Source organism: Frigoribacterium sp. Leaf172 (assembly GCF_001424285.1).
Classification (GTDB): Bacteria; Actinomycetota; Actinomycetes; order Actinomycetales; family Microbacteriaceae; genus Frigoribacterium.
Genome location: NZ_LMPB01000001.1, coordinates 779883 through 803909 on the forward strand (window position 1 = coordinate 779883; position 24027 = coordinate 803909).

Genomic DNA, 24027 nt, shown 5'->3' on the forward strand with positions numbered 1-24027 from the left:
ATCCGAGGAGGCGCGGTGCGCGACACGCAGGGATCAGGCGGTCGCCTCGTGGGTGCTGCGCGCCTTGCCCGACAGGTACCAGTGCGAGCGCGCACCGGTCTCGACCGGCTGCATGCCGACGACGACCTTGCCGCGCGAGTGGTGCTCGGCCAGGTCGTCGAACGCCTGCGCGATGTAGTCGAACGGGTAGAAGCCCGAGATCAGCACGCGCACCTTGTTCTCGGCGATCAGCTTGGCGACGGCGGCCAGCACCATGGCGGGCTCGGCGTCGTCGCGCTCGGGCCGGATGTAGCGCATCTCGATGTCGAGACGCTGCTCGCTCGAGCTGAACCGCGCCTCCGACACCCCCAGCGCCGTGGCCAGCGCCGGGTTGTCGCCGCCGAAGTTGTCGATGAACGCCGTGACCGGCCGGCCGGCGGCCTTCTCGATGCGTTCCTGCAGGCCGTCGCCGTACGTGATCGGCGTGATGCCGATCGAGCGCAGGTAGTCGTGGTTCGGCGGGCTGCACGTGCCGATGACCTTGGCGCCGGCCGCGAGGGCGAGCTGGCACTCGATGTGACCGACGCCGCCGGCCGCCGCGGTGATGACGACGATGTCGCCCGGCCCGAGGTGCAGCGACCGGACGACGTCGTAGGCGGTCGCCCCGGCGAGATAGAGCCCGCCGGCGACCTCCCACGGCACGTTCGACGGCTTCTTCACGATCGCCGAGGCGGGGACGGTGACGTACGTCGCATGCGCTCCGCCTCCGATCGCGTGCCCGATCACCTCGGCGCCGACCGCGAAGTCGCGCACGGCCGAGCCGCGCTTCTTGATGATGCCGGCGAAGCACGACCCCTGACGTGCGGGGAACTCCAGCGGCAGGCGGTCGGTGAAGTCGCCCTTCCGGATGAAGTTCTCGATGTGGTTCAGGCCCGCGCAGACGACCTCGACGACGACCTCGTCGTCATCGGGGACGGGCAGCTCCTGGGTGACGAAGTGCAGCTCGTCGACGTCTCCGTAGCGATCGAACTCGACGGCTCTTCCGGTGCGACTCATGTGCGACCTCCTCGTGGCGTTGCCTGATTCTGCGCCCGCGGCGGCGCGGACGTCCAGAGGCGGGGCCCGACACGCGCAGAGCGGCCGTCAGGTGCTCGCGGTCTACAGCCGGTCGGTCGGCACCGAGAAGGTGTCGCAGGCGGCGGGACCACCGGCGCGCCCGGTGTCGAACCACCGCTGACGCTGCTCGGCCGAGCCGTGGGTCCAGCTGTCGGAGTCGACCCGGCCACCCGACGCCTCCTGGATCCGGTCGTCGCCGACGGCGGCGGCGGCGTCGAGCGCGTCGGCGATCTGCGCATCGGTCACCGGCTCGAGGAACGTCGTCCCCGCGTCGTCCTCGACCGTCGACGCGGCCCCGACCCAGGCGCCCGCGTAGCAGTCGGCCTGGACCTCGAGCCGGATCGTGTCGGAGCCCGGCCCGGTGGCCGTGCGGTCGGCGCGGTCGAAGGCGCCGGTCAGCTGCTGGATGTGGTGGCCCCACTCGTGGCCGACGACGTACATCTGAGCGAGCGGTCCGGCGCTGGCCCCGTACTGCTCGCGCAGCTGGTCGAAGAAGTCGGTGTCGACGTAGAGCGCCCGGTCGGGCGGGCAGTAGAACGGCCCGGTGGCGCTCGTCGCGCCGCCGCAACCGGTGTCGACCGACGACGTGAAGAGGAAGAAGTCGGGGGTGGCGTAGTCGCCGAGGCCGAGGGTCGGGGCCTCGGCTGTCCAGTAGGTGTCGAGCGAGTCGGCGGCCCCCGCCATGCGACAGTCGATGCTCGCGTTCGCGTCGGCGCCGGTGGTGCAGCCCTCGAGCGGGGCGGCGGCGATCTGCTCGGGGCTGCCGCCCGTCGACCCGCCGACCAGTCCGCTGAGGTCGACCCCGGTGAACTGGTTGACCAGGGCGACGACGATGATCGCCACGATGCCCGTCCCGCCGGCCGCGATGCCGGTGGTGCGACCCCGGCCGCGCCGTCGGACCTTGCTGCTGTCGATGCGCGCATCGTCGTTGAATGACATGCGTCAGAAGGTACGCGGGTCGCGGGAGCCGCGGCCCGTCGAGATCAGGCCGGGTCGCCGCCCTCGGCGCGCTCGCGCTCGGCGCGGAGCAGGGCGCGACCGGCGTCGCGGTCCTTCACGCGCTGCTCCTCGTCGCGGACCTCGGCCAGGTTCGCGCGCTCGGTGACCAGCCAGGCGGGCATCTCCTTCAGCAGGTCGTGGATCTCGTCGGTGGTGAGGGCGTCGTCGACGCCGGCCCGGGCGAGGCCCGAGATGGTGACGCCGAGCTTCTGCGCCACGACCGGTCGGGGGTGCGGCCCCGTGCGGCGCAGCTCGGCGAGCCACTCGGGCGGGTTGGCCGTGAGCTCGGCGAACTCCTCGCGCGTGACGGGCGTGTTCTGGAACGACTCGGGCGTCGCCGGCAGGTGCACCCCGAGCTTCTTCGCGGCAGTGAAGGGCTTGAGCGTCTGCGGGGTCTTCTGGGTCATGACCGCAAGGGTACCGGTAGGCCGCCGCGCACCGACGCGACCGGGGCCGACCGGGCGCCCGGCCCCGGTACCCTGGGGCGATGACGACCGAGCCGACCCGCGCCTCCTTCCGCATCGGGTTCGTCCCCGGCGTCACGCTGTCGAAGTGGTCGCGCCTCTGGCAGGAGCGCCGCACCGATCTGCCCCTGACCGTCGTCGAGGCGGACCCCGCCCGCGCCCTGGACTCCCTGACCGGCGACGACCCCGTCGACATGCTGCTCGCCCGTCTGCCGCTCGCGACCGACGATGACCATTCGGTCATCCGCCTCTATGACGAGCGCGCCGTCGTCGTCGTCTCGAAGGACCACCCGCTCGCGGCGCTCGGCATCGAGCACGAGCTGACCGCCGCCGATCTCGAGGGTCAGACGCGTCACGACCTCGACCCGACCCTGACCGACGCCCAGGCCGTCGACGTCGCGGCCACCGGCTCGGGCGTCGCCGTCGTGCCGCAGTCGATCGCCCGGCTCCACTCGCGCAGCGGGCTCACCTACCGCTTCGTGTCCGATCTCGAGCCGACCGTCGTCGCGCTCGTCTGGCTGGTCGACCGCACCGACGACGACACCGACGACTTCGTCGGCGTCGTCCGGGGCCGCACCGCCCGCAGCAGTCGGACCAGGAGGCGCGACGAACCCGAGCAGACCGCCCCGGCGAAGAAGGGGTCGGCCCCCGACCCCCGCGGTGCGAAGCCGAAGCGCACGCCGCCGCAGGGCCGCGGCCCGCAGCGCGGCACCGGCCGCAGCCGCCCCCGCCGCGGACGCTGACCCGGGCGACCTGCTCGACCCGAGGCCTCGGCGCGACCGCGGGGTACGTCGAGGGGTACACCCGAGGCTCCCTCGCCCCTACCCCTCGGGGCTGAGTCGCCCGGCGGCTCGCGGGCGTACCGTCCACGCCACGATCGCATCGACGACCGGCCGATGGCGGTCGGCGCAGACGAAGGAGGCGCGATGACGTTCAGCAAGGGAGACCACGTCACCTGGAACACCCCGCAGGGCGAGACCCACGGCACCGTCAAGGAGAAGCGCGTCTCGGAGTTCGAGCACGACGGCCAGAAGTTCAAGGCCTCGCACGACGAGCCCTACTTCATCGTCGAGAGCGACAAGAGCGGCTCGACGGCGGCTCACAAGGAATCCGCCCTGAGCACGAGCGAGTGACGGCCGTCCGGCCGCGCACGCACCGCCCCACCACACCACGAACCGAGGAGACACCATGGCCGACCTGACCGATGTGCGCTGGAACGACGAGGCGCGCGACAAGATCCTGACCGACTCCGACCGCGTGCTGCAGGAGGCCGTGCGCGATGCGGCCGCCGCCCACTCCGGCGAGTCGTGGGAAGAGGCCTACAAGGCGATCAACGACGCCGTCAAGGACCGCTTCATCGACTACGAGCCCGGCCCGGACGTCCGCAAGTACGCCGAGGCCATCGAGCGCGGCGAGTACAGCTGACCGGCGCCTCCCGGGGGTGCGGGGTCAGCCGACCCGCGCCTCCGGGGCGTCCACCCGGCGCACGCGCGGGCTGAGGGCGACACCGGTCGCGACGACGAGCACGAGCCCGGCCAGGGCGACCAGGGCGACGGGCGTGCCGACGAGCTCGGTGAGCGGTCCGATCAGTACCTCGCCGAGGGGGATTCCCGCGAGCGAGCCCACGGCCAGGACCGAGAACACGCGGCCCCGGTACGCCCCGGGCACGAGCTGCTGCACGGCGACGTCGAGCGGCACCGTGAAGACCTCGAGACCGACGCTGGCGACGAAGAGGCCGACGCTGATCCAGAAGAACCAGTGCAGCGGATCGAACACGACGGGGTCGGTCTCGAGCGCGAACGACAGCAGGAGCAGGGGTGCCGCCAGGGCCCCGGCGCCGAGGCAGGCGACCCACAGCCGCACCCGCCCGCGCAGCGATCCGGCCCAGAAGGCGCCGACGATCAGCCCGAGGGTCTGCACGGCGCCGGCGTAGCCCCAGAGCAGGCGACCGAACGTCTGGTCGGCGATCAGGGGCCCGAGCACGTGGACGCCGCCCGCGAAGGCGAACTGGAAGACGAACGCCAGCGCGGCCGCGGCCGTCAGCCAGGGGGTCCGCACGACGAAGCCGAGACCGCTGCCGAGGTCGGCCAGCAGCGACGTCCCCCCGGAGGCGCGGGCCGCGTCGCCGGGGAGGCCCACGAACACGACGGCCGCCACCGCGAACACCGCTCCGCCGAGAGCCAGGGCGAGACCCGAACCGACCGTGCCGACGACCGCCCCGCCGGCGGCGAGGCCGACGATCAGGCCGACGTTCGCCCCGACCCGCACGAGCACCGTGGCGTCGCCGATCGAGCGGTCGCTCACCGTGTCGCGGACGAGCGCGTTCGTGGCGGGCCCGAAGAACGCGGCGGCGGCGCCGTTGACCGCGCTGATCACCGCGAGGGTGACGAGCGTCTCGGTCTCGGTCAGCATGAGCACTGCGGCGACGATCAGCGAGCCCGCCGAGACGAACGACGACACGACGGCCACGAGGCGTCGCGGATGGCGGTCGGCGAGCACCCCGCCGAAGATCAGCAGCAGGATGTTCGGCAGCGACCGGGCCACGACGACGAGACCGAGATCGACGGCGTCGGCGCCGAGGTCGATCGCGGCGAACACGATCGCGATCGGGGCGAACCCGCTGCCGATCCACGACACCAGGCGCCCGAGCCACAGGGCCCGGAAGGCGGGGATCCGCAGCAGCGACCAGGGCATCGCTCGACTCTATGCCGCACCGGGCGTCACCACCCGATCGCCGTCATGGGGGGTGACCACGACCTAGGCTGACCCCGATGGATGACTCCGCCCCCGCACCCGCCCCGGCCGTGGACGCCGCCGCCGGGAGCCTGCGCGAGCCGGGCCGCTATCGCAAGGGCATCGCCAAGCGCGAGGCGATCCTCGACGCCGCGCTGCCGGTCTTCGGACAGGTGGGCTTCCACGGGGCGTCGCTCCGCGAGATCGCTCGGCAGTGCGGGGTGTCGCATCAGTCGCTGATGCACTACTTCCCGACGAAGGACGAACTGCTCATGGCCGTTCTGCGCCGCCGCGACGAGCGCCTGCGGCGGCACTTCGACGACGAGGGCGGCATGCGCGTCGACGAGCTCGTCGAACTGGCCGAGTACAACGTCGACGTGCCCGTCGTCATCTCGCTCTTCATCACGGCGTCGGCCGAGGCCGTCTCGAGCGAGCACCCGGCGCACGAGTACTACCGCGACTACTACGACCGGATCGTCCGCTCGACGACGGCGTACCTCTCGGTCGCGGCGGACCGGGGCTGGCTGCGGCCGGGGTACTCCGCCGCCGCCGCGGCGCGCGTCGTGCTCGCCGTCCAGGACGGCCTGCAGCTGCAGTGGCTGTACGAACGCGACGCGGTGAACGTCGCCGAGCTCATGCGGCTCGTGATCGGCAGCGTGCTGACCGTGCCGACGAGCGAGCTCGACGAGGCGGTCCGCGAGGAGGCGCGGCGACGGCCGTAGCCGACCCGCGCCTCCTCGGTCACTTCGCGCTGATCCGCTGGAACTTGCGGATGCAGAGGGGCACGAACACGACGAGCATGACGGTGATGCCGATGAGCACGGTCGCGTAGGGGTGCTGCATGGTCCAGATGTCGGGCACCGGGGTGTTCCCGAGGTTGCCGAACGACGTGCGGGCGGCCTGGACGAGCGACGAGACCGGGTTCCATTCGGCGAAGACGCGCAGGGCCGTCGGCAGGGTGTCGCTCGGCACGAACGCGTTCGAGACGAAGGTCAGCGGGAACAGGATCATGAACGAGGCGTTGTTGATCGTCTCGGGGGTCTTGACGCTCATGCCGAGCAGCGCCATGACCCAGCTGAACGAGTAGCTGAACAGGAGCAGCAGGGCGACGCCGCCGAGGAACGACGCCGGCGAGGCGTTCACCCGCCACCCGACGGCGAGACCGGTCAGCATCATGATGACCATCGAGATCGTGTTGAGGACGAGGTCGCTGTTCGTGCGGCCGATCAGCACCGCCGACGGGCTCATCGGCAGGGTGCGGAACCGGTCGATGATGCCCTCTTTCAGGTCTTGAGCCATGGCGGCACCCGAGAACGTCGAGCCGAAGACGACCGTCTGCGCGAAGATCCCCGCCATCAGGAACTGCGTGTAGTCGGTGCCCTCGACCGCGATGGCCCCGCCGTAGACCTGGCTGAAGAGCAGCACGAACATGATGGGCTGCAGGACGGCGAAGATCAGCATGTCGGGTGAGCGGCGCACCTTGATGAGGTTCCGCTTCGTGACGGTCCAGCCGTCGGAGGCCCAGGTCGAGAGACCCGTGTCGGTGGCGGGCTCGAGGGTCTGCGCGAGCGCGGTCGTGGTGGTCATGCGCGGGCCTTCTTCTCGCTCGGGGCGTCGGTGGCGGAGGCGTCGTCGTCCGCGCCGGTGCGGTGGCCGGTCAGCTGGAGGAAGACGTCGTCGAGGGTGGGGCGCCGCATGCCGGCGTCGTGCAGCTCGATGCCCGCCGCGCCGAGGTCGGCCAGCGTCCGCTGCAGCGCGGTCGGGCCGTCGGTGACGGCGACCTCGAGCTGCCGGCCGTCGGCGTCGATCGCGGGCTCGTTGTCGCCGTGCCGCCGGAGGACCTCGACGGCCTGGGCCGATCGGGTCTCGTCGACCAGCGCCACGACCAGTCGATGACCGCCCACCTGCGCCTTGAGCTGATCGGCCGTCCCCTCGGCGATGACCGCGCCGCCGTCGATCACGGAGATGTCGTCGGCGAGGCGGTCGGCCTCTTCCAGGTACTGCGTGGTGAGCAGCACCGTCGTGCCGCCGTCGACCAGGCTGGTGATGATGTCCCAGAGGGCCAGCCGGCTGCGCGGGTCGAGACCCGTGGTGGGCTCGTCGAGGAACAGCACGCGCGGGTTCGTGACGAGGGCGCCGGCGAGGTCGATGCGGCGGCGCATGCCGCCCGAGAAGCCCTTGACCGGTCGATCGCCCGCGGCGGACAGGTCGAACACGTCGATGAGCTCGCGAGCACGCTCGCGGGAGACCTTCGCGCCGAGGTGGTAGAGCCGCCCGATCATGTCGAGGTTCTCGAAGCCCGTGAGGTTCTCGTCGACGGCGGCGTACTGACCCGAGACGCCGATCGATCGCCGGACGGCCTGGGCGTCGGCGACGACGTCGAGACCGGCGATGGTCGCCGTGCCGGTGTCCGGTCGTTCGAGGGTGGTCAGCATCTTCACGACCGTGGTCTTGCCGGCGCCGTTGGGGCCGAGCAGGGCCTTGACCGTGCCTTCGGGCACCGTCAGGTCGAGCCCGTTCAGAGCGTGCACCGGCCCGGACTTCGACCGGTAGGTCTTGGTGAGGCCCCGTGCTTCGATCATGGCCATGAGTGATCCGTCCTCCGCTGCCGTCGGTTCCGGGGAGCGGTCCCGGACGCGCTCAAGGTAGCGCGGTACCGGCCTGCGCGCCAGTGATATTTCATCAGTTCCGGATGCCGGGTCCGCCGCCGTGTTACGAGCTGATGTCAAACCTTGCCACGTGGCAAGTTCCGCCCTACATTCAACCCATGACCACCTTCGACGAGACGGCGGGGCCGTCCACCGCTGAACAGCTCCTTCCCGTCGGCATCGGCGACGACGCCGTCGCCCTCGCCCGCCGCTGGGCCCACGAGGCCTCGAGCGCCCCGAGCACCGGCTCGGCGCATCTGCTCGCCCAGGTGCTGAAAGACGAGTCGGGTCTCGCCTTCACCATCGGGTTCGTCGACCGCGTCGTCCGCCCCGAAGACCTCGGCGTCGCCGCGCGCAACCTCTCGACCCTCGCGAAGCAGGCACCGGCCTTCCTGCCGTGGCACTTGCGCTCCGCGGTGCGTCTCGGCGGCGTCATGGCGCCCGTGCTGCCGGGCGTGGTCGTCCCGATCGCCCGTCGCGTCCTCCGCGGCATGGTGGGCCACCTGATCGCCGACGCCCGCCCGGCCGAGCTCGGCGCCGCGATCGCCTCGATCAGACGAGACCGGACGCGCCTGAATCTGAACCTCCTCGGCGAGGCCGTCCTCGGCGACGCCGAGGCCGAGCACCGGCTCGCCGGCACCCGGGCGCTGCTCGCCCGCGACGACGTCGACTACGTCTCCATCAAGGTCTCCTCGATCGTCAGCCAGCTCTCGATGTGGGCCTTCGACGAGACGGTCGAGCGCGTCATCGAGAAGCTCACCCCGCTCTACGAGCTGGCCGCCCGCTCGCCCGAGCCGAAGTTCATCAACCTCGACATGGAGGAGTACCGCGACCTCGACCTGACGATCGCGGTCTTCACGCGCCTCCTCGGTCAGCCGCAGCTGCACGGCCTCGAGGCCGGCATCGTGCTGCAGACCTACCTACCCGACGCGCTCGGCGCCCTGCAGGGGCTCACCGACTGGGCGACGGCCCGGGTCGACGCGGGCGGAGCCCCGATCAAGGTGCGCGTGGTCAAGGGCGCGAATCTCGCGATGGAGACCGTCGACGCGACCGTCCACGAGTGGCCGCTCGCGACCTACGGCACGAAGCAGGACAGCGACACGAACTACAAGAGGGTCCTCACCTGGGCCCTCACCCCCGAGCGCACCCGTGCCGTGCGCATCGGCGTCGCCGGTCACAACCTCTTCGACATCGCGTTCGCCCACCTGCTGGCCGAGGCCCGCGGCGTGAGCGACCGCATCGAGTTCGAGATGCTTCTCGGCATGGCCGAGGGGCAGGCCGAGCTCGTCAAGAACGACGTCGGGGGTCTGCTGCTCTACACGCCGGTCGTGCACCCTCGCGAGTTCGACGTCGCCATCAGCTATCTCATCCGCCGCCTCGAAGAGAACGCGTCGAGCGAGAACTTCATGTCGGCCGTCTTCGAGCTGGCCTCGAACGAGACGATGTTCGAGCGCGAGAAGGGACGGTTCCTGGCATCGCTCGCCGCGGTCGACGGCGACACCCCCGCGCCGCACCGCGTGCAGAGCCGTCTCGACCCCGCCCAGGCCCTGGCGGCGCGCGAGCCCGGCAGCGGGTTCGAGAACGAGCCCGACACCGACCCGGCGCTCGCCGCCAACCGCGCCTGGGGCCGCGACATCGCCGCCCGGTCGGCCCACTCGACGCTCGGGGTCGACCTGATCGAGTCGGCACGCGTCACCGACGAGGCCACCCTCGACACCCTGCTCGACCGGGCCGTCACCGCGTCCGCCGCGTGGGCGGCCCGAGGAGGCGCGGGTCGAGCGGCCGTCCTCCGCGACGCCGCGGCGATGCTGTCGGCCCGACGCGCCGACCTGATGGAGGTCGCCGCCAGCGAGACGGGCAAGACCGTCGCCGAGGGCGACGTCGAGGTCAGCGAGGCCATCGACTTCGCCAACTGGTACGCCCACCTCGCGGAGGAGCTCGACTCCGTCGACGGCGCCCGCTTCGTGCCCGAGCGGCTGACGCTCGTCACCCCTCCCTGGAACTTCCCGATCGCGATCCCCGCGGGCTCGACCCTGGCGGCGCTCGCCGCGGGCAGCAGCGTCGTCATCAAGCCCGCCGGGCAGGCCCGCCGCTGCGGCGCGGTGATGGTGCAGGCCCTGTGGGACGCCGGTGTGCCGCGCGACGTCCTGACCCTCGTCGACGTCGACGAGGGCGACCTCGGGCGCCACCTGGTCTCGCACCCGTCGGTCGATCGGGTCGTCCTGACCGGCGCCTTCGAGACGGCTCAGCTCTTCACGAGCTGGCGTAACGACCTGCCCCTGCTCGCCGAGACCAGCGGCAAGAACTCGATCATCGTCACCCCGAGCGCCGATCTCGACCTGGCGGCCTCCGACGTGATCAAGTCGGCGTTCGGTCACGCCGGCCAGAAGTGCTCGGCGGCGAGCCTCGTGATCCTGGTCGGGTCGGTCGCGACCTCCGAGCGGTTCCGCCGCCAGCTGGTCGACGCCGCATCGACGATGCGCGTCGGCCTGCCCTCCGACCCGACGACGCAGATGGGCCCGATCGTCGAGCCCGCGCACGGCAAGCTCGAGCGGGCGCTGACGACGCTCGGGGCGGGCGAGTCGTGGCTGGTCGAGCCGAGGCGGCTCGATGAGACGGGTCGGCTCTGGTCGCCCGGCGTCCGCACCGGCGTCGCGGCCGGCAGCGAGTTCCACCTCACCGAGTACTTCGGTCCCGTGCTCGGCATCATGACCGCGGCGACGCTCGACGAGGCCATCGCGCTGCAGAACGCCACCGACTACGGGCTGACGGCCGGTCTGCACACCCTCGACCCGGCGGAGCTCTCGGTCTGGCTCGACGCCGTCGAGGCCGGCAACCTCTACGTCAACCGCGGCATCACCGGCGCGATCGTCCGCCGTCAGCCGTTCGGCGGCTGGAAGAAGTCGTCGGTCGGCGCCGGCGCCAAGGCCGGCGGGCCGAACTACCTCGTGCACCTCGGATCGTGGCAGCCCGCCGCCGTGGTCGGAACCCGGGAGGCGCGCCCCGGCTCGGCCGTCCTCGCCGCCGTCGAGGCCGCGACCCCGCTGCTCGGGGCGTCGGGGGCCGCGGCCGCCGACGATCTACGTGCCGCGGCGGCGACCGACGAGCACTTCTGGTCGACGGAGTTCGGCGTCGCCCGCGACGTCAGCGCCCTCGGGCTCGAGCGCGACCTGCTGCGCTACCGCCCGCTGCCCGTGACGGTGCGCATCGCCGACGGGGCCGACCCCGTCGACGCCGTCCGGGTGCTGCTCGCGGGTCTCCGGTCCGGCGCTCCGCTGACCGTGTCGACCTCGATCGACCTGCCGTCGGCGTTCGTCGCGGCGCTGGGCCGGCCGGTGCCGGTGGTGGCGCACGAGAGCGACGAGGCGTGGCACGACCGCGTGCGCGCGGGTGGGCTGCGGACGGAGCGCGTGCGGCTGGTGACGGGCGCGGGTGACGCGGACCGCGCCTCCTCGGCTCTGTCGTCGGCGCTCGGCGGCGACCCCTCGGTGGCCGTGTTCGACTCGGCCGTGACCCCGACGGGGCGGCTCGAGCTGCTGCCGTTCCTCCGCGAGCAGGCGATCGCGATCACGGCGCACCGGTTCGGCAACCCCGACCCGTGGAGCGAGTCCGTCATCTGAGCGGGGTGCGGCGGGTCGGCGTCGTCGAGGGCGGGCGGCGCTGGTCCGCCGCCGATGACGGGAGCCCGCCGCACCTCCTGATGCCCCCGCGCGGGTTCACGCGTGCGAGGGCTCGGGCGGGCGAGCGCCCGGGCGAGCGGGGATTCAGACCGGGGGCCGGCCGGCCGCGTACCAGGCGGCGAGTCGGCTGAGGCCCTCGTCGAGGCCGACGGCCGGCGTCCACTGGAGGTCGTGCCGGGTGCGGCGCTGGTCGAACCAGTGCGCGGTCGAGAGCTGCTCGGCCAGGAACCGCGTCATGGGCGGTTCGTCTGCGCCCGGGCGCACGGCCCACAGCCTCTCGACGAGCGAGCCCGCCGTTCGGGCGACGCCGGCAGGCACCCGGAGCCGCGGTGCCGGCACCCCGGCCGCCAGACAGATCCCCGCCATGAGGTCGGCGACCGTCCGCGGCTCGCCGTTGGTCAGCACGTAGGCCCGACCGCTGACGGCGTCGACGCGTTCGAGCGCGGCCGCGATGCCGGACGCCGCGTTGTCGACGTAGGTCGAGTCGATCAGGGCCGCCCCGTGGTCGAGCAGCGGCAGGCGCCCCGAGCGGGCCCGATCGACGATGCGGGCCACGAGCTGCGTGTCGCCCGGGCCCCAGACGAGGTGCGGCCGCACCGCCACGACGCGCAGATCGGCGTCGGCCGACTGCAGCGCGAGCCGCTCGGCGGCGGCCTTCGTGCGGGCGTAGTGGCCCCGGGCGTCGACGGGCGAGGCGGGGTCGGCGTCGCCTCCGACGATCGACGAGCCGGCGTGCGCGACCGACGGTGACGAGACGAAGACGAGCCGGGGGACCGAGGAGGCGCGCATCGCCTCGATCAGCGACCGCGTGCCGCCGACGTTCACGGCCTCGAAGTCGGCGGGCGCGCCGGCCAGCGAGACCTTCGCGGCGAGGTGGACGACCGCCTCGTGCCCGTCGACGGCGGACGCCACGGCGGCGTCGTCCGTCATCGAGCCGAGCGCGTCGCGCACCCCCGCGACACCGGAGGGGCGGCGCTGGAAGGTCGTGACGTCGTGCCCGGCGTCGGCGATCGCCCGGGCGACGGCGCCGCCGAGCAGGCCGCTCGCCCCGGTGACGAGCACCTTCACGGGCGGCGCATCCGTCCGCCCGAGAGCACGGAGGCGGCCCAGGCGGCGAGGCCCGAGCGGTCGATCTTGCTGTTGTGCCGCACGTCGGTGGGCAGGCCGGGCACGACGAGCACGGCGGCGACGGGGTGACCCGAGGCGGCCTCGACGGCCTCGCGCACGGCCGCGGCGAGCGGCGTCGGGGCGAGACCGGGTCGGCGAGCGGCCGGCGTCGTCTCGGCCACCACGACCACCTGCTGCGTGCCCGCCGGGCCGATGCCGACGACGGCGGCGCGACCGACGCCCTCGACCCGTTCGACCGCCTGCTCGGACGCGACCGGCGTCAGCACGCCCGCGGCCGTGGTGATCACGTGGGGCAGACGCCCCTCGACCCAGAGCCGACCCTGCTCGTCGAGGTGCCCGACGTCGCCGGTGCGGTGCCAGCGGGTGTCGGGCGTCGAGCCGAGCCGACTGGCGCGGTGCGTCAGCCAGAGACGGTCGTAGTGGTCTTCGACGTGCGACGCCGAGACCACGATCTCGCCCGTCACGCCGGGCGCGGCGGCCGGCTCGCCGGAGGCGCGCCCCGCCTCGTCGAGGCCGGCGATCCGCACCGAGGTGGTCGCCCCGGGCAGCCCGACGCAGACTCCGCCCGCGTCGTGGGCGCCGGCGGAGAGCCGGTCGGCGCGATCGGCCGCGGCGGCGCGGACGCCCTCGAGCGTCACGTCGGTGAGCAGCAGCCCCTCGGTCATGCCGTACGGGGTGTGCGGGGTCGCGTTCGGCATCAGCCGTCCGGCCGCGGCCAGCAGCGACTCGGACACGGGCGCCCCGGCCGACAGGAAGGTCTCGACGCCCGACAGCGCCGCCCGGTCGGCGGCGTCGAGAGCCCCGGACGTGGCCACGACGTTCGTCAGAGCGGCGGGCGAGAGGAACACCACGGTCGCGTCGACCGCGGCGGTGGCCGCGGCGACGGCGCGGGCGGTGAGGGTGCGGGGCTTCGTGACGTCCATGTCGGGGGTGACGCTGGTCGCCCCGAGGGCCGGGCCGAGCAGGGCGAACGGCGCGAAACCGGCGACGAGACCGGTGCCGGGGCCGACGCCGTACTGCGCGGCGAGGGCGTCGCGGAGGGCCGTCAGCTGGCCGTGGCGGTAGACGACGCCCTTCGCGGGCCCGGTCGAGCCCGAGGTGAAGAGGATCGCGGCCTCGGCGTCGCCGGCGGGCGACTCGGGCAGCTCGGCGAGGGCCTCGTGCGCCCGTCGACCCAGCGCCGCGATCTCCGGCAGCGACGCCTCGACGCCGAGGGCGCGTCTCGTCACCTCGGGGAGGCGCGTGGTCGAGATCACCCGACCGGGCCAGCCCAGGGCGCGGGCCGCGGTGAGTCCGGGCAGCTGCCCGATCACGTGGTCGGGCCAGGCGCCGCGGACGGCCCGGGTGAGGCCCCGCACGCCGAGACCGGCGTCGGCCACGACCACGACGGCGCCGATCCGCAGGCAGGCGTAGAGCACGGCGGTGAGGTCGGCCCCGGGCTGCACCAGCAGCGAGACGCGGTCTCCCGGGCGGACCCCGTGCTTGCGCAGACCCAGCGCGATCTCGTGGACGCGTCGCGACAGGAGGCGCCAGCTGACCGAGCGCGGGCCGTCCGCTCCGGTCGGCACCATCTCGATCAGGGCGGTGTCGGTGCTCTCCGAGAGGGCGTCGAGGTACGACCAGAGCGGACGGTCCTGGGAGGCGGCGGAGACGAGCCGCGCCTCCTCGGCCATGCGTTCGGCCGAAGCGGCCGCCGCTGCGGCGGTCGCCTCGTCGGCACCCGCCCCGAGGGCCTTGTCGGCGGCTGCGGCGCCCGCGGCGCCCGCGCCGTCGAGACGCGAAGGCCGCGACGGGCTCGACGGGCTCGCGGGGGAGTCGCCGATGCTCGAGGCGCCGTCCGTCGAGCCGTCGGGCAGCCGGTCGCCCAGCCAGGTGAGGACGGCCGACGCGTAGTCGACGTCTTCGGCCACGAGGTGGCCGGCGCCCTCGAAGCGGTGCACGTCGGCGTGCGGCAGGCGGTCGACGAGGTCGTCGAGGTACCGGTCGCCGAAGATCGGATCGCGGGGGCCCCAGAGCATCAGGGCGGGCACGTCGAGCTCGCGCACGGCCTCGGCGATCCGGTCGAGCTCGGGTGCGCTCTCGTGATCGTCGTCGACGGGGATGTCGGCGACGAAGCCGCCGATCCCGCCCCGTCGCGCCGCCGTGCGGTAGGGGGCGCGGTAGGCCGCGCGCACGTCGGCGGGCAGCGCGGGGTGCCCGAGCGCGAGGGTGACGTCGACGAACGCGGTCGTGCCGACGGTCGCGCCGCCGAGGACCCCGCGGGCCAGCGCCAGACGGAGGGGAGCGGGGATCGGCGTGCCCTCGGGCTGGTGGATCGCCGTGTTGAGCAGCATGAGGCCGGCGAGCCGCTCGGGGTGGTCGACGGCCCAGCCCATCGAGACGACGCCGCCCCAGTCGTGACCGAGGGTGACCACGGGGCCGTCGAGCTCGAGGGCGTCGGTCAGGTCGCCGAGATCGGCGACGCGGCGGGCCAGCGCGTGCGGCGACCCGGTGCGCTCGGACCAGCCCATGTCGAGCTGGTCGACGGCGACGACGCGCCAGGCGGCCCCGCCCGCGGCCGCGGAGGCGACCGTCGAGGCGACGAGCTCACGCCAGAGGTACGACCAGGTCGGGTTGCCGTGCACGCAGAGGATCGTGCCGACCGGCTCGGCCCCCAGCTCTGCGAGGGCGTCGCCGTTGTCGAGCACGTGCCAGCGTCGGGAGGCGCGGTGCGAGCCGAGCCCGTACGGCACGTCGACGAGGCGCGACCAGGCCGGGTCGAGACCGGGGAGGTCGTCGGGGGGCAGCTGGGCGGGCGCCGTCGAACGGGCGGCGCGGGGGAGGCGACTCACCAGGCGAGCTCCATCATCGCGGTGTTGATGCCCGAGCCCACTCCCATCAGCAGGACCCGGTCGCCCCGCGAGAGGGTCTTCGACTCCTCCACCAGGGTGATGGGGATCGATGCCGGTCCGACGTTGCCGAGGGTCGGGTAGGTGAGGGGCACCCGCTTGCGGTCGATGCCGGCCGCCTTGACGAACGCGTTGGTGTGGACGTCGCTCACCTGGTGCATGACGTAGCGGTCCATGCCCTGCCAGTTCCAGTCGGGCTTGGCCTCGCGCCAGGCCGAGACGACGAGCTCCATGCCGCGTTTGAGCAGCGCCTTGGCATCGGTGAACATGCCGTCGACGCTGCCGACGCAGAGGTCGTAGTTCTCGGTCGCCGCGCGCGTGACCCCGCCGAGGATCCTGTGGCCCTCGGGGTGCAGATCGGCGCGCCCGATGACGGCGGCGGCCGCGCCCGAGCCGAGGGTGAGACTGGCGAACTCGCTCATGAAGTCGTCGCGGTCGAAGCCCTCGGTGAGCAGGCGGTCGATCGTGTTGACCTGCACGTCGTCGGCGTCCTCGCCGTCGATGATGACGGCGTAGTCGATCTGGCCGGCGTCGATCAGCTGGGCGGCGAGGGTCATGCCGTTGACGAAGCCCAGGCAGGCGTTCGCGATGTCGAAGTTGGTCGCCGACGACGGCAGGCCAAGGCCGTGGTGCAGGCGCACGGCCACCGAGGGTTCGAGGTGGGGGCGCGTGACGGACGTGTTGATCAGCAGCCCGACCTGATCGGGGCGGACCCCGGCCTCGGCGAGGGCGCGCTTCCCGGCATCGATGGCGGCCAGGTCGAAGCTCTGGTCGGGCCCCCAGTTGCGGCGCTCGTGGACGCCCGCCACCCTCTGCAGCAGGCCCGTGGGCATCCTCAGGCGCTTGAGCACGGGACGGAGCTTCTCGTCGATGCTCTCGGAGGTGGTGACCCGTTCGGCCATCGTGCTGGCGACCGACAGCAACGCCGCGTTGCTGTGCCGGGTCGTGGCGTTTCCGTTCACCGGAACTCCCTGTCGAATTGTCTGGGTGGGCTGGCGCCGGCGCGGCTGAGCGAGGGGTGCCGATCAGGGCCGGGAGATCGTGGCATCGAATCGATGCATCCTGACGAGTTTACGGCCACCGCCTCTGAGCGGTTGCCAGGTTGCCGGGGCACAGACATGCCGATCGGGGCATGTTCGCGCCTCACGCGCGGGGGTCTCGAGGCAGCCGGACGACCGACCGTCGGTCGCCCCGCGTCCACCAGACGAGATCGGCCACGGCCCAGACGACCGCGCCCACCGCGGCGAGCACGACGACGACCGTCACGACGGTCACCGAGCCGCCGCCGACGAGCAGGGCCGCGACGATGCTGGCGACGACGACCAGTGCGCAGCCGATGGTGAGCACGGGCAGCACGCGTCCGCCGCGCTTCGTCAGCAGCCAGTTCGGCACGTCGGGGTCGACCCGGACGCTCTTCTCACGCATCCCGCCAGGCTATCCCGGCGAGCCCGGTCCGGCCCCGTCGCCCGGGTACGCTCGTCGCATGAGCACCCCGCGCCGGCCCTTCTGGATCCTGACCAAGACCGGCAGCGTGCTCCCGGCCGTGCTCGAGGCGGCGCTCGGCGTCTTCGGCCTCGTGGTGCAGATCGGCACGATGACCTCGGGTCGTCCGGTCGAGCCGGTCGCGTACGTCGTGCTGGTCGTCGCGCTGCTGCTCATCGCGCAGGGTGTCGCCGACCTCGTCTGGTGGTCGCGCGACGACCGGCGGGCGAAGGCGCGCCAGGGCTGACCCGCGTCCGCAGGCGGTGCGTCGCGAGCAGCAGCACGACGACGACGCCCACGCCGACCAGGGTGTCGACGCCCCGCCACACGACCAGCTCGCCGATGTCGACGGGCCCTGCCAGGGCCGACATGCCGAGCGCCATCGGCGTCACGAAGAGCAGCGTCAGGCCGTAGTTGCGCATGACCGCGAGCTCGGCCGCGAACTGGAGCACCCCGAACGCGACGATCAGCCAGGGGGTGCTCGGCTGCAGCGCGAGGAGGCCCGCGGCCACGACGACGCCGGCGAGGGTCCCCAGGAGGCGGTGGCCGGCCCGGACGAGCTGCGTCGCCGTCGCGCTGCCCACGACCGGCACGACGGCCGAGACCATCGCCCAGTAGGGGTTCTCGAAGCCGGCGGCCACGCTGATCAGACCCGCGACGAGCGACGCGAGCAGGCAGATGCCGGCGTGGACGAGGGTGCGGCGACGATCGAGGAGGCGCGGGGCGCGCCTCCTGATCCGTCCCGTCTCCGATGCGAGGGCTCGACGACCGCTCGGCGTGAGGGCCGCGGCGCCGGAGGCGAGCAGCGCGAGCGCGAGGCTCGCCGGCGCGACGACGGACGCCGCTGCGACCGCGGCGCCGTCGGCGGGCAGGAAGGCGCAGACGCCGAGGCCGAAGACGAAGAAGAGCGGCCCCGGCGGGCTCCAGCGGCGGAGGTCGGACACGAGGGAGGCGAGCCCGGCGACGATCGCCACGACGACGACGAGACCGGGGTCGGGGGTGGACAGCGACGAGAGGGCGGCTCCGAGGACGACGCAGGCCACCAGCCCGGCGCCGGCCTCGAGCTGCATCCCCAGGCGCTGGAGGAGGGGCAGACCGCGCCCGAACGCCGAGGCGAAGGCCCCGAAGGTGGCGTAGGGAGCCCACTCGAGGTGCCCGAGCAGCGCGAGCACGACGAGGGGCGCCACGACCGAGACGGCCACGCGGGCCGCCGGCAGGTGCGCCGAGTCGTGCGGACCGAGGCGGAACAGGTCGCCCGGGCGGGGGAGGATGCGGCTCGGGGCGGTGTCGGTCATGGGGTCCTCTCGAGGGCGTCCGTCGTGCGCTCGTCGTCGAGGTGCTTCACGGGTGAATCATCGGTCGAGAAGCAGTTTACCTGTGAACGATCGCTATGATCGCGGGATGCGCGACGCCATGGACCACGTCCACGACCAGTGGAGAGGGCTCCGCCCCGATCTCGACGTCGAGGCGATCCTCGTGGTGGGGCGGATCACCCGCATCGCGCGGATCGTCCAGCGGCAGAGCGACGAGCTCCTCCGGGCGCACGGCATCAGCCGGGCCGACTTCGACCTGCTCGCGGCCCTCGTCCGCCGCGACGTCCCGTCCTCCCCGACGCAGCTCGCCGACGAGACCCTGCTCTCGCCGCCGGCGATCACGAAGCGCATCCGGGTGCTGACGACCGCGGGTCTCGTCGGCCGCCTCGACAATCCCGACGATCAGCGCGGCTACTTCGTCATCCCGACGGCGGCCGGGCGGAGCGTGCTCGACGCCGCGCTCGGACCGCAGCTCGCCGCCGAGAGGGCCCTGCTGGCAGACCTCGGGCCCGAGGCCCGCGCCCTGCTGGGCGACGGGCTCCGGGCCCTCCTGGTGGATCTCGAGTCGGGTCAGCGACGCATGGTGACCGGCTTGGACCAGCGCGACGCCGACGTGTAGCCGGGCTTCGAGCCGGTGACCTTGACGCCGATGCGGTGACCGGCGTCGGAGGCCTTCGTGCGGTACGTGGTGCCCGTCGCGCCCTTGATCCACGACCCGTCGCGGGTCCACTGGAACGTCCACTTCGTGCCCGTGGTCCAGGTGCCGCGCTGGGCGGTCAGCGTGCTCCCGGCCTTGGTCGAGCCCTTCACGCCCGGGGTGCCGGCGGTGAGGGTCAGCGGCTTGACGGTCGCGGCGTTCGACGCGCGGGCCACCGCGGTGTGCCCGGGCTTCGTGCCCGTGACGACGACGGTGATCGCGCGGTTCGCGTCGGAGGCGGTGGGCGCGTAGGTGGCCGCCGTCGCCCGCGAGATGGCCTGGCCGTTGCGCTTCCACTGGTACGTGAAGGTGGTGCCGGCGGTCCAGGTGCCGGTCTTCGCGCCGACCTTGCCGCCGACGGTCGCCTTGCCGGTGACGGTGGGTGCGGCGCTGGCGAGCGGGGCCGGCTTGACGACGACCGCTGCCGACGTCTTCGAGGCGGTGGTGTAGCCGGACTTCGAACCCGTCACGACGAGGCTGATCCTCTTCGAGGCGTCGGCCGCGGTCGTCTTGTAGCTCGACCCGGTCGCCCCGGCGATCGCGGCGCCCTCGCGCAGCCACTTGTAGCTCAGCGCCGTCCCCGAGGTCCAGGTGCCGGTCTGCGCGGTGAGGGTGGAGCCGACGGTCAGGGTGCCGCGGATGGCCGGCGTGGGCGCCGTCAGCGTGAGGGGCTTGGGGGCCACGGGGGGCTTGGCGGGGGTCGGGGCCGGGGTCGGGGCCGGGGCCGACGGCAGGGCCACGGTGGAGGCGCTCCCCGGGGTGTACGCGTACTGGCTGACCCAGTCGACGAGGAGGTGCCCGTCGACGTTCGCGGCGGGCTTCGTGCCGTTCGTCGCCGTCTGGAGCACCCAGTGCATCGGCGTCTTCGGGATGTTCGTCGTGGTCGAGGCCACGACGACCCCGTCGAGCAGGTAGCTGATCTTCGTGGGGGTCCAGTCGATCGTGTAGGTGTGCCACCCGGTGTACGACGTCCTGGTGTCGGCCCACATGTCGTTGTTCCACGGCGTGCCGAGCTGGTGGTTGAAGGCCTGGGTCGTGCCGTCGAGGCTGCCCTCGGGGAAGTTGATCTCGCCGTTCTCCCACACGTTGTCGTCGTCCCAGAGCAGGAAGGCGGTGCCGTAGCCGGGCAGGGCGTCGGCCTTCATGCGCACGCTGTAGCGGCCGTAGGTCTGACCGCCCCACTGGCCGTTCACCAGCGGGATGGGGGCCGCGGCGCGGGGCACGCCGTCGGAGCCGGTGTGCAGGTGCATGTCGAGGACGCCGTCGTGGACCGACAGGATGTCGGCCTCGTAGCGGCCGATCTTCCAGGTGTCGCCGAAGCCGTCGTAGGTCATCCACTGCTTGGCGTAGGGGCCGGGGAACCCGCCCTTGGCCACAGGGGTCGAGAAGTCGTCCTTGAAGGTCTGGGTCCAGCCCGAGAGGTTCCCGTGCAGGAGGGACGTCGAAGCGGCTGCGGGGTCGGTCGCGGTCTTGCCGGCGATGACCGAACCGGTCGCGGCGTCGGCGCTCGTCGCGCTCGTCGCCACCAGTGCCGACGCGAGCAGTGCGCCCGCCACGATCGTGGCGCTGATCGACAGCGATCGTGAGGATGTCCGTGTGACCATGTCGCGGTGTCCCTTCCCAGGAATATCGGAAGGGCAAGCGGGTGCTTCGGGGGAGAGGTCCGGCAGACCCGACGATCGCTCGTCGGGGTACAGCGCGCCGCGGAGCTTCGGGTTCCTCGGTGCTCCACAAGTCTGCGCTCGGGGGACGAAACCCGTCATCCCCCAGCACGGGTCGCCCTCGTTGGGGGGAGCGCTGGAGCGTCTGTCCTCCTCGCTGTACCCCATCGCGGTCCGGCGACGTGCGAAGGCCCCGATCGGGATCGATCGGGGCCTTCGGAGGGAGCCGCCTGTCGGATTCGAACCGACGACCTTCGCTTTACAAGAGCACTGCGCTACCGGACTGCGCCAAGGCGGCTGACACGACCACCCTACAAGCCCGGCGAGACCCCGTGGTCCTGCCCCGAGGCGCCGACCTCGGGGTACGAGAGGGGCCGCGATTGGCGCGCGGGCGGTGTTCAGTGGTGAAGTAGACGCACACGGCGCCGGCCGTGTCCCGGCCCGGATCACGAGGAGCCCCCATGACCAACATCCTGACCGCCATCGGTTCGATCGCCCTGCTGCTCGTCGGCTGCGCCCTCTTCGCGTACTCGTTCGGCTCGGGCGAGCCCAACGCCATCATCTTCTTCGCCGGCATCGTCGCCATGACGGGGTCGTTCTGGCTGCCGATCACGGTCATCGGCAACAGCCACGAGACCTGGTGACGCGGCACCCGTGAACGACGACGACCCCGGCGCTCGAGAGCCGGGGTCGTCGTCGTCTGACGGCCGCGGGGATCAGGCCCGGTCGAGACCGCCCAGATGGCGGGCGACGTCGACGCGCTTGCGCGGCTTCTCGTCGGCACGCGGACGGTCGCGGCCGCCCACGTAGAGCCAGCCCAGCAGCTTCTCGTCGCCGGTCAGCCCGTGAGCGGCGTGGACCTCGGGGGCGCGCGTGTGCGTGCCGGACCGCCAGAAGACGCCCCAGCCCTCGTCGTCGAGCACCAGCGACAGCAGATGGGCCACGCCCGAGGCGACGCTCTCCTGCTCCCACTCGGGGACCTTGCGACTCGGCTTCGGCGACGAGACCACCGCGATGACCAGGGGCGCCCGGAGCGACTTCTGCTCGAGCTTCTCGGCGTCCTTGCCCTCGGCCCCGTCGGCGGCGGCGAGCGACCGGCCGATGATCCGACGGTCGTCGCCCCGGAGCTCGATCAGACGCCACGGACGCATCGACGAGTGGTCGGCGACCGTGGCCGCGGCCTCGACCGCCGCCACGAGCTGCTCGTGCGAGGGGGCCTCGTCGGTGACCTTCGACCGCGAGCGTCGGCGCCCGGCCGCCGCGGCGACGGTCGTCACGAGGTCACTCGGCGGCCGACGCGGGCTCGTCGCCCTCGCGGAAGCTGAGCGAGACCGAGTTCATGCAGTACCGGTCGCCGGTCGGCGTGCCGAACCCGTCGGGGAAGACGTGCCCGAGGTGCGAGCCGCAGGTGGCGCAGCGCACCTCGGTGCGGACCATGCCGAGGCTGTCGTCGTCGATCAGCTGCACGGCGTCGGGGTTCACGGACTCGTAGAAGCTCGGCCAGCCGCAGTTGCTGTCGAACTTGGTGCCGCTCTTGAACAGCTCGGCCCCGCAGGCGGCGCAGGCGTAGACGCCGGCGCGGCTCTCGTCGAGCAGCTCGCCCGTCCACGGGCGCTCGGTGGCGGCCTCACGCAGCACGGCGTACTGCTCGGGACCGAGCTCGGCTCGCCACTGCTCTTCGGACTTCTCGACCTTGTACGACACGGTTGACTCCTTGATGTTCGGGACTCCCCATTCAACACGGTCCCCCCGACAGTCATTCCTCGGGGGAGCGGACGCGACGCCCAGCCGCCCCGGGGCGTCCGCCTAGAATCCACGGATGCTCCTCGCCGACCGGTTCCGCGCCCATGCCGAGGCGGCCGTGCGCGAGCGGTCGCCCCTCTACGACGAGTGGTCGCGCGGCATCGCCGACGATCCCGACGTGCTCGCTCTGATCGGGAGGGCCCCGGAGGCGCGGCGCCAGCCGGCCCTCGTACTCGCCGTCGCACGCTGGCTCGGCGCGCCCCTCGAGCCGTGGCCGAGCCTCCGGGAGTGGATGCTCGCCCACCCCGACGCGCTCGTCGCCGAGCTCGGGCGGCGGACGACGCAGGTCAACGACGTGCGCCGACTCGGCCCGGTGTCGCTGGCGCTGTCGCGGGTCGACGGTCCCGTCGCGCTGCTCGAGGTGGGCGCGTCGGCGGGGCTGTGCCTGTTCCCCGACCGCTACGCGTTCCACGCCACCGCCCGGGGCGACGGCGTCGACGTCGACCTGCGCTGGGGCGACCCGGTCGGCGACGTCGTCGTCGGACTCGACATCGACCTCGGGTCGGGAGCCGACGCCCCGCCGAGCGCCCTCGCCGGCGCCGTCTCGGCCGGCCGGGTCGAGCTGCCCGAGATCGTCTGGCGCGCCGGTCTCGACCTCGATCCCGTCGACGTCACCGACCCCTCGGCCGTGTCGTGGCTCGAGACCTCCCTTCCGCCGGGCCCGTCGGACCGGGTGGACCTCCTGAGACGGGCGGTCGCGGTCGCCCGGAGCGCGCCTCCTCGGATCCTCCGCGCAGACGCGGTCGACGGTCTCGCGGCGGCGGCGGCGGACGCCCCGACCGACGCCCGCCTCGTCGTCGTCTCCACGGGGACGCTCGTCTACCTGCCGGGCGCGAGGCGTCAGGCCTTCGTCGACGCCGTCCGCCGACTCGACGCGAGCTGGATCTCGTACGAGCGACGCGACCTCCTCCACGACGTCGTCGTCCCCCCGCACGCGGGGCTCGCACCGGGCGGCGACTTCGCGGCGCTGGCCCTCGACGGGCACGCGCTCGCGGTCGGCGACGCCCACGGCACGCGGGTGCGGCTGCTGCCCTCTTGAGCCGCCCCGCAAGCGCCCGCCCGTAGGATGACGACGATCGAGAGGGCAGGTGGATGGGCGACAGCGGCACGACGGACGACGACGGCACGGTCATCGGGCTCTCCGAACGCGACCGCGCGATCCTCGACCTCGAGCAGTCCGCCACCGGATCGACGCGTCACAAGGAGGCCGTGATCCGCCGCGAGCTGGGACTCTCGACCGCTCGCTACCAGCAGCTGCTCAACGCGCTCATCGAGCGTCCCGCCGCGCTGGCCTACGCTCCAATGCTCGTCGGGCGCCTGATCCGACTCCGCGACGCTCGAACCCTCGCGCGGACGACGCGGTCCTTCGGACCGCCGACCCGCTGACCGCCGCCCGCCGACACGACGCCGACGACACGACGCCCGCCGAACCAGAG

At 73.0% G+C, this 24027-nt stretch carries 24 protein-coding genes and 1 tRNA gene; 10 read left to right on the forward strand and 15 right to left on the reverse strand.

The window, feature by feature from the left end:
- Window positions 1–33: 33 nt before the first annotated feature.
- The 3 genes from ASF89_RS03775 to ASF89_RS03785 form a co-directional block, all read right to left on the reverse strand.
- Window positions 34–1035: an NADP-dependent oxidoreductase gene (locus ASF89_RS03775; RefSeq protein ID WP_055800306.1), complete on the reverse strand. Its 1002-nt coding sequence runs from the start codon at window positions 1033–1035 to the stop codon at window positions 34–36.
- Window positions 1036–1137: 102 nt separating this feature from the next.
- On the reverse strand, window positions 1138–2034 hold the full coding sequence (locus ASF89_RS03780) for a neutral zinc metallopeptidase (RefSeq protein ID WP_055800309.1): 897 nt from the start codon (window positions 2032–2034) through the stop codon (window positions 1138–1140).
- 44 nt (window positions 2035–2078) lie between these two features.
- Window positions 2079–2501, reverse strand: coding sequence for a DUF5997 family protein (locus tag ASF89_RS03785; RefSeq protein WP_055800313.1), 423 nt, complete (start codon window positions 2499–2501; stop codon window positions 2079–2081).
- 80 nt (window positions 2502–2581) lie between these two features.
- Here ASF89_RS03785 and ASF89_RS03790 point away from each other — a divergent pair, with 80 nt between their 5' ends.
- From ASF89_RS03790 to ASF89_RS03800, 3 genes are all read left to right on the forward strand, one after another.
- Entirely contained in the window at window positions 2582–3301 is a 720-nt protein-coding gene (locus ASF89_RS03790) for a LysR family transcriptional regulator substrate-binding protein (RefSeq protein ID WP_055812158.1), read from the forward strand.
- A gap of 183 nt (window positions 3302–3484) precedes the next feature.
- Window positions 3485–3691 carry a DUF2945 domain-containing protein gene (locus tag ASF89_RS03795; RefSeq protein ID WP_055800835.1) on the forward strand — a complete coding sequence of 69 codons (207 nt, stop codon included), beginning with the start codon at window positions 3485–3487 and terminating at the stop codon, window positions 3689–3691.
- Between the two features lie 55 nt (window positions 3692–3746).
- Complete coding sequence (locus ASF89_RS03800) at window positions 3747–3983, forward strand: hypothetical protein (protein ID WP_055800319.1); 237 nt, start codon at window positions 3747–3749, stop codon at window positions 3981–3983.
- A gap of 24 nt (window positions 3984–4007) precedes the next feature.
- On the opposite strand, the gene ASF89_RS03805 is transcribed toward ASF89_RS03800, so the two are convergent.
- Entirely contained in the window at window positions 4008–5252 is a 1245-nt protein-coding gene (locus ASF89_RS03805; protein ID WP_055812161.1) for an MFS transporter, read from the reverse strand.
- Window positions 5253–5329: 77 nt separating this feature from the next.
- Between ASF89_RS03805 and ASF89_RS03810 the strand changes: the two genes are divergently transcribed.
- Entirely contained in the window at window positions 5330–6013 is a 684-nt protein-coding gene (locus ASF89_RS03810) for a TetR/AcrR family transcriptional regulator (protein WP_055800325.1), read from the forward strand.
- Between the two features lie 19 nt (window positions 6014–6032).
- Here ASF89_RS03810 and ASF89_RS03815 read toward each other — a convergent pair whose 3' ends face one another.
- Both ASF89_RS03815 and ASF89_RS03820 read right to left on the reverse strand, forming a co-directional pair.
- A complete protein-coding gene (locus ASF89_RS03815; RefSeq protein ID WP_055800328.1) occupies window positions 6033–6878 on the reverse strand; it encodes an ABC transporter permease in 846 nt (281 codons plus the stop codon).
- Window positions 6875–7879, reverse strand: a complete 1005-nt coding sequence (locus ASF89_RS03820) for an ATP-binding cassette domain-containing protein (protein ID WP_055812164.1) — start codon at window positions 7877–7879, stop codon at window positions 6875–6877. The genes ASF89_RS03815 and ASF89_RS03820 overlap by 4 nt, the downstream gene beginning before the upstream one ends.
- A 179-nt stretch (window positions 7880–8058) precedes the next feature.
- On the opposite strand from ASF89_RS03820, the gene ASF89_RS03825 reads away from it, so the two are divergent.
- Complete coding sequence (locus ASF89_RS03825) at window positions 8059–11559, forward strand: bifunctional proline dehydrogenase/L-glutamate gamma-semialdehyde dehydrogenase (RefSeq protein WP_055812165.1); 3501 nt, start codon at window positions 8059–8061, stop codon at window positions 11557–11559.
- Window positions 11560–11703: 144 nt separating this feature from the next.
- Here the strand turns inward: ASF89_RS03825 and ASF89_RS03830 are convergent, their stop codons facing one another.
- The 4 genes from ASF89_RS03830 to ASF89_RS03845 all read right to left on the reverse strand — a co-directional run bounded on the left by ASF89_RS03830 (window position 11704) and on the right by ASF89_RS03845 (window position 17060).
- A complete protein-coding gene (locus ASF89_RS03830; protein ID WP_055812169.1) occupies window positions 11704–12687 on the reverse strand; it encodes an NAD(P)-dependent oxidoreductase in 984 nt (327 codons plus the stop codon).
- Window positions 12684–15578, reverse strand: a complete 2895-nt coding sequence (locus ASF89_RS03835) for an alpha/beta fold hydrolase (protein ID WP_055812172.1) — start codon at window positions 15576–15578, stop codon at window positions 12684–12686. Before ASF89_RS03835 ends, ASF89_RS03830 begins: the two co-directional genes overlap by 4 nt.
- A complete protein-coding gene (locus ASF89_RS03840; RefSeq protein ID WP_055800341.1) occupies window positions 15575–16597 on the reverse strand; it encodes a 3-oxoacyl-ACP synthase III in 1023 nt (340 codons plus the stop codon). Before ASF89_RS03840 ends, ASF89_RS03835 begins: the two co-directional genes overlap by 4 nt.
- Window positions 16598–16778: 181 nt before the next feature.
- Window positions 16779–17060 (reverse strand): hypothetical protein, encoded by a 282-nt coding sequence (locus ASF89_RS03845; RefSeq protein ID WP_055800344.1) that lies wholly within the window; start codon window positions 17058–17060, stop codon window positions 16779–16781.
- A 58-nt stretch (window positions 17061–17118) separates the two neighbouring features.
- Between ASF89_RS03845 and ASF89_RS03850 the strand changes: the two genes are divergently transcribed.
- On the forward strand, window positions 17119–17364 hold the full coding sequence (locus tag ASF89_RS03850) for a hypothetical protein (RefSeq protein WP_055800347.1): 246 nt from the start codon (window positions 17119–17121) through the stop codon (window positions 17362–17364).
- On the opposite strand, the gene ASF89_RS03855 is transcribed toward ASF89_RS03850, so the two are convergent.
- Window positions 17291–18412, reverse strand: coding sequence for an FUSC family protein (locus ASF89_RS03855; protein ID WP_055812175.1), 1122 nt, complete (start codon window positions 18410–18412; stop codon window positions 17291–17293). The two genes, ASF89_RS03850 and ASF89_RS03855, sit on opposite strands and share 74 nt — an antisense overlap.
- Window positions 18413–18518: 106 nt before the next feature.
- On the opposite strand from ASF89_RS03855, the gene ASF89_RS03860 reads away from it, so the two are divergent.
- Complete coding sequence (locus ASF89_RS03860) at window positions 18519–19049, forward strand: MarR family winged helix-turn-helix transcriptional regulator (RefSeq protein WP_055800355.1); 531 nt, start codon at window positions 18519–18521, stop codon at window positions 19047–19049.
- Here the strand turns inward: ASF89_RS03860 and ASF89_RS03865 are convergent.
- Both ASF89_RS03865 and ASF89_RS03870 read right to left on the reverse strand, forming a co-directional pair.
- Window positions 19001–20731, reverse strand: a complete 1731-nt coding sequence (locus tag ASF89_RS03865) for a family 16 glycosylhydrolase (RefSeq protein WP_162240682.1) — start codon at window positions 20729–20731, stop codon at window positions 19001–19003. The two genes, ASF89_RS03860 and ASF89_RS03865, sit on opposite strands and share 49 nt — an antisense overlap.
- A gap of 281 nt (window positions 20732–21012) precedes the next feature.
- Window positions 21013–21086: transfer RNA gene (locus ASF89_RS03870), tRNA-Thr, on the reverse strand.
- A 163-nt stretch (window positions 21087–21249) separates the two neighbouring features.
- Between ASF89_RS03870 and ASF89_RS03875 the strand changes: the two genes are divergently transcribed.
- A complete protein-coding gene (locus ASF89_RS03875; RefSeq protein WP_055800361.1) occupies window positions 21250–21432 on the forward strand; it encodes a hypothetical protein in 183 nt (60 codons plus the stop codon).
- A 72-nt stretch (window positions 21433–21504) separates the two neighbouring features.
- Here the strand turns inward: ASF89_RS03875 and ASF89_RS03880 are convergent, their stop codons facing one another.
- Together ASF89_RS03880 and msrB are read right to left on the reverse strand one after the other, a co-directional pair.
- On the reverse strand, window positions 21505–22065 hold the full coding sequence (locus ASF89_RS03880) for a nitroreductase family protein (protein ID WP_055800364.1): 561 nt from the start codon (window positions 22063–22065) through the stop codon (window positions 21505–21507).
- 4 nt (window positions 22066–22069) lie between these two features.
- A complete protein-coding gene (gene msrB, locus ASF89_RS03885) occupies window positions 22070–22492 on the reverse strand; it encodes a peptide-methionine (R)-S-oxide reductase MsrB (RefSeq protein ID WP_055800367.1) in 423 nt (140 codons plus the stop codon).
- A gap of 115 nt (window positions 22493–22607) precedes the next feature.
- Between msrB and ASF89_RS03890 the strand changes: the two genes are divergently transcribed.
- Window positions 22608–23630: a DUF2332 family protein gene (locus ASF89_RS03890; RefSeq protein WP_055812181.1), complete on the forward strand. Its 1023-nt coding sequence runs from the start codon at window positions 22608–22610 to the stop codon at window positions 23628–23630.
- Window positions 23631–23683: 53 nt separating this feature from the next.
- Entirely contained in the window at window positions 23684–23977 is a 294-nt protein-coding gene (locus ASF89_RS03895; protein WP_055812185.1) for a DUF3263 domain-containing protein, read from the forward strand.
- Window positions 23978–24027: the final 50 nt, after the last annotated feature.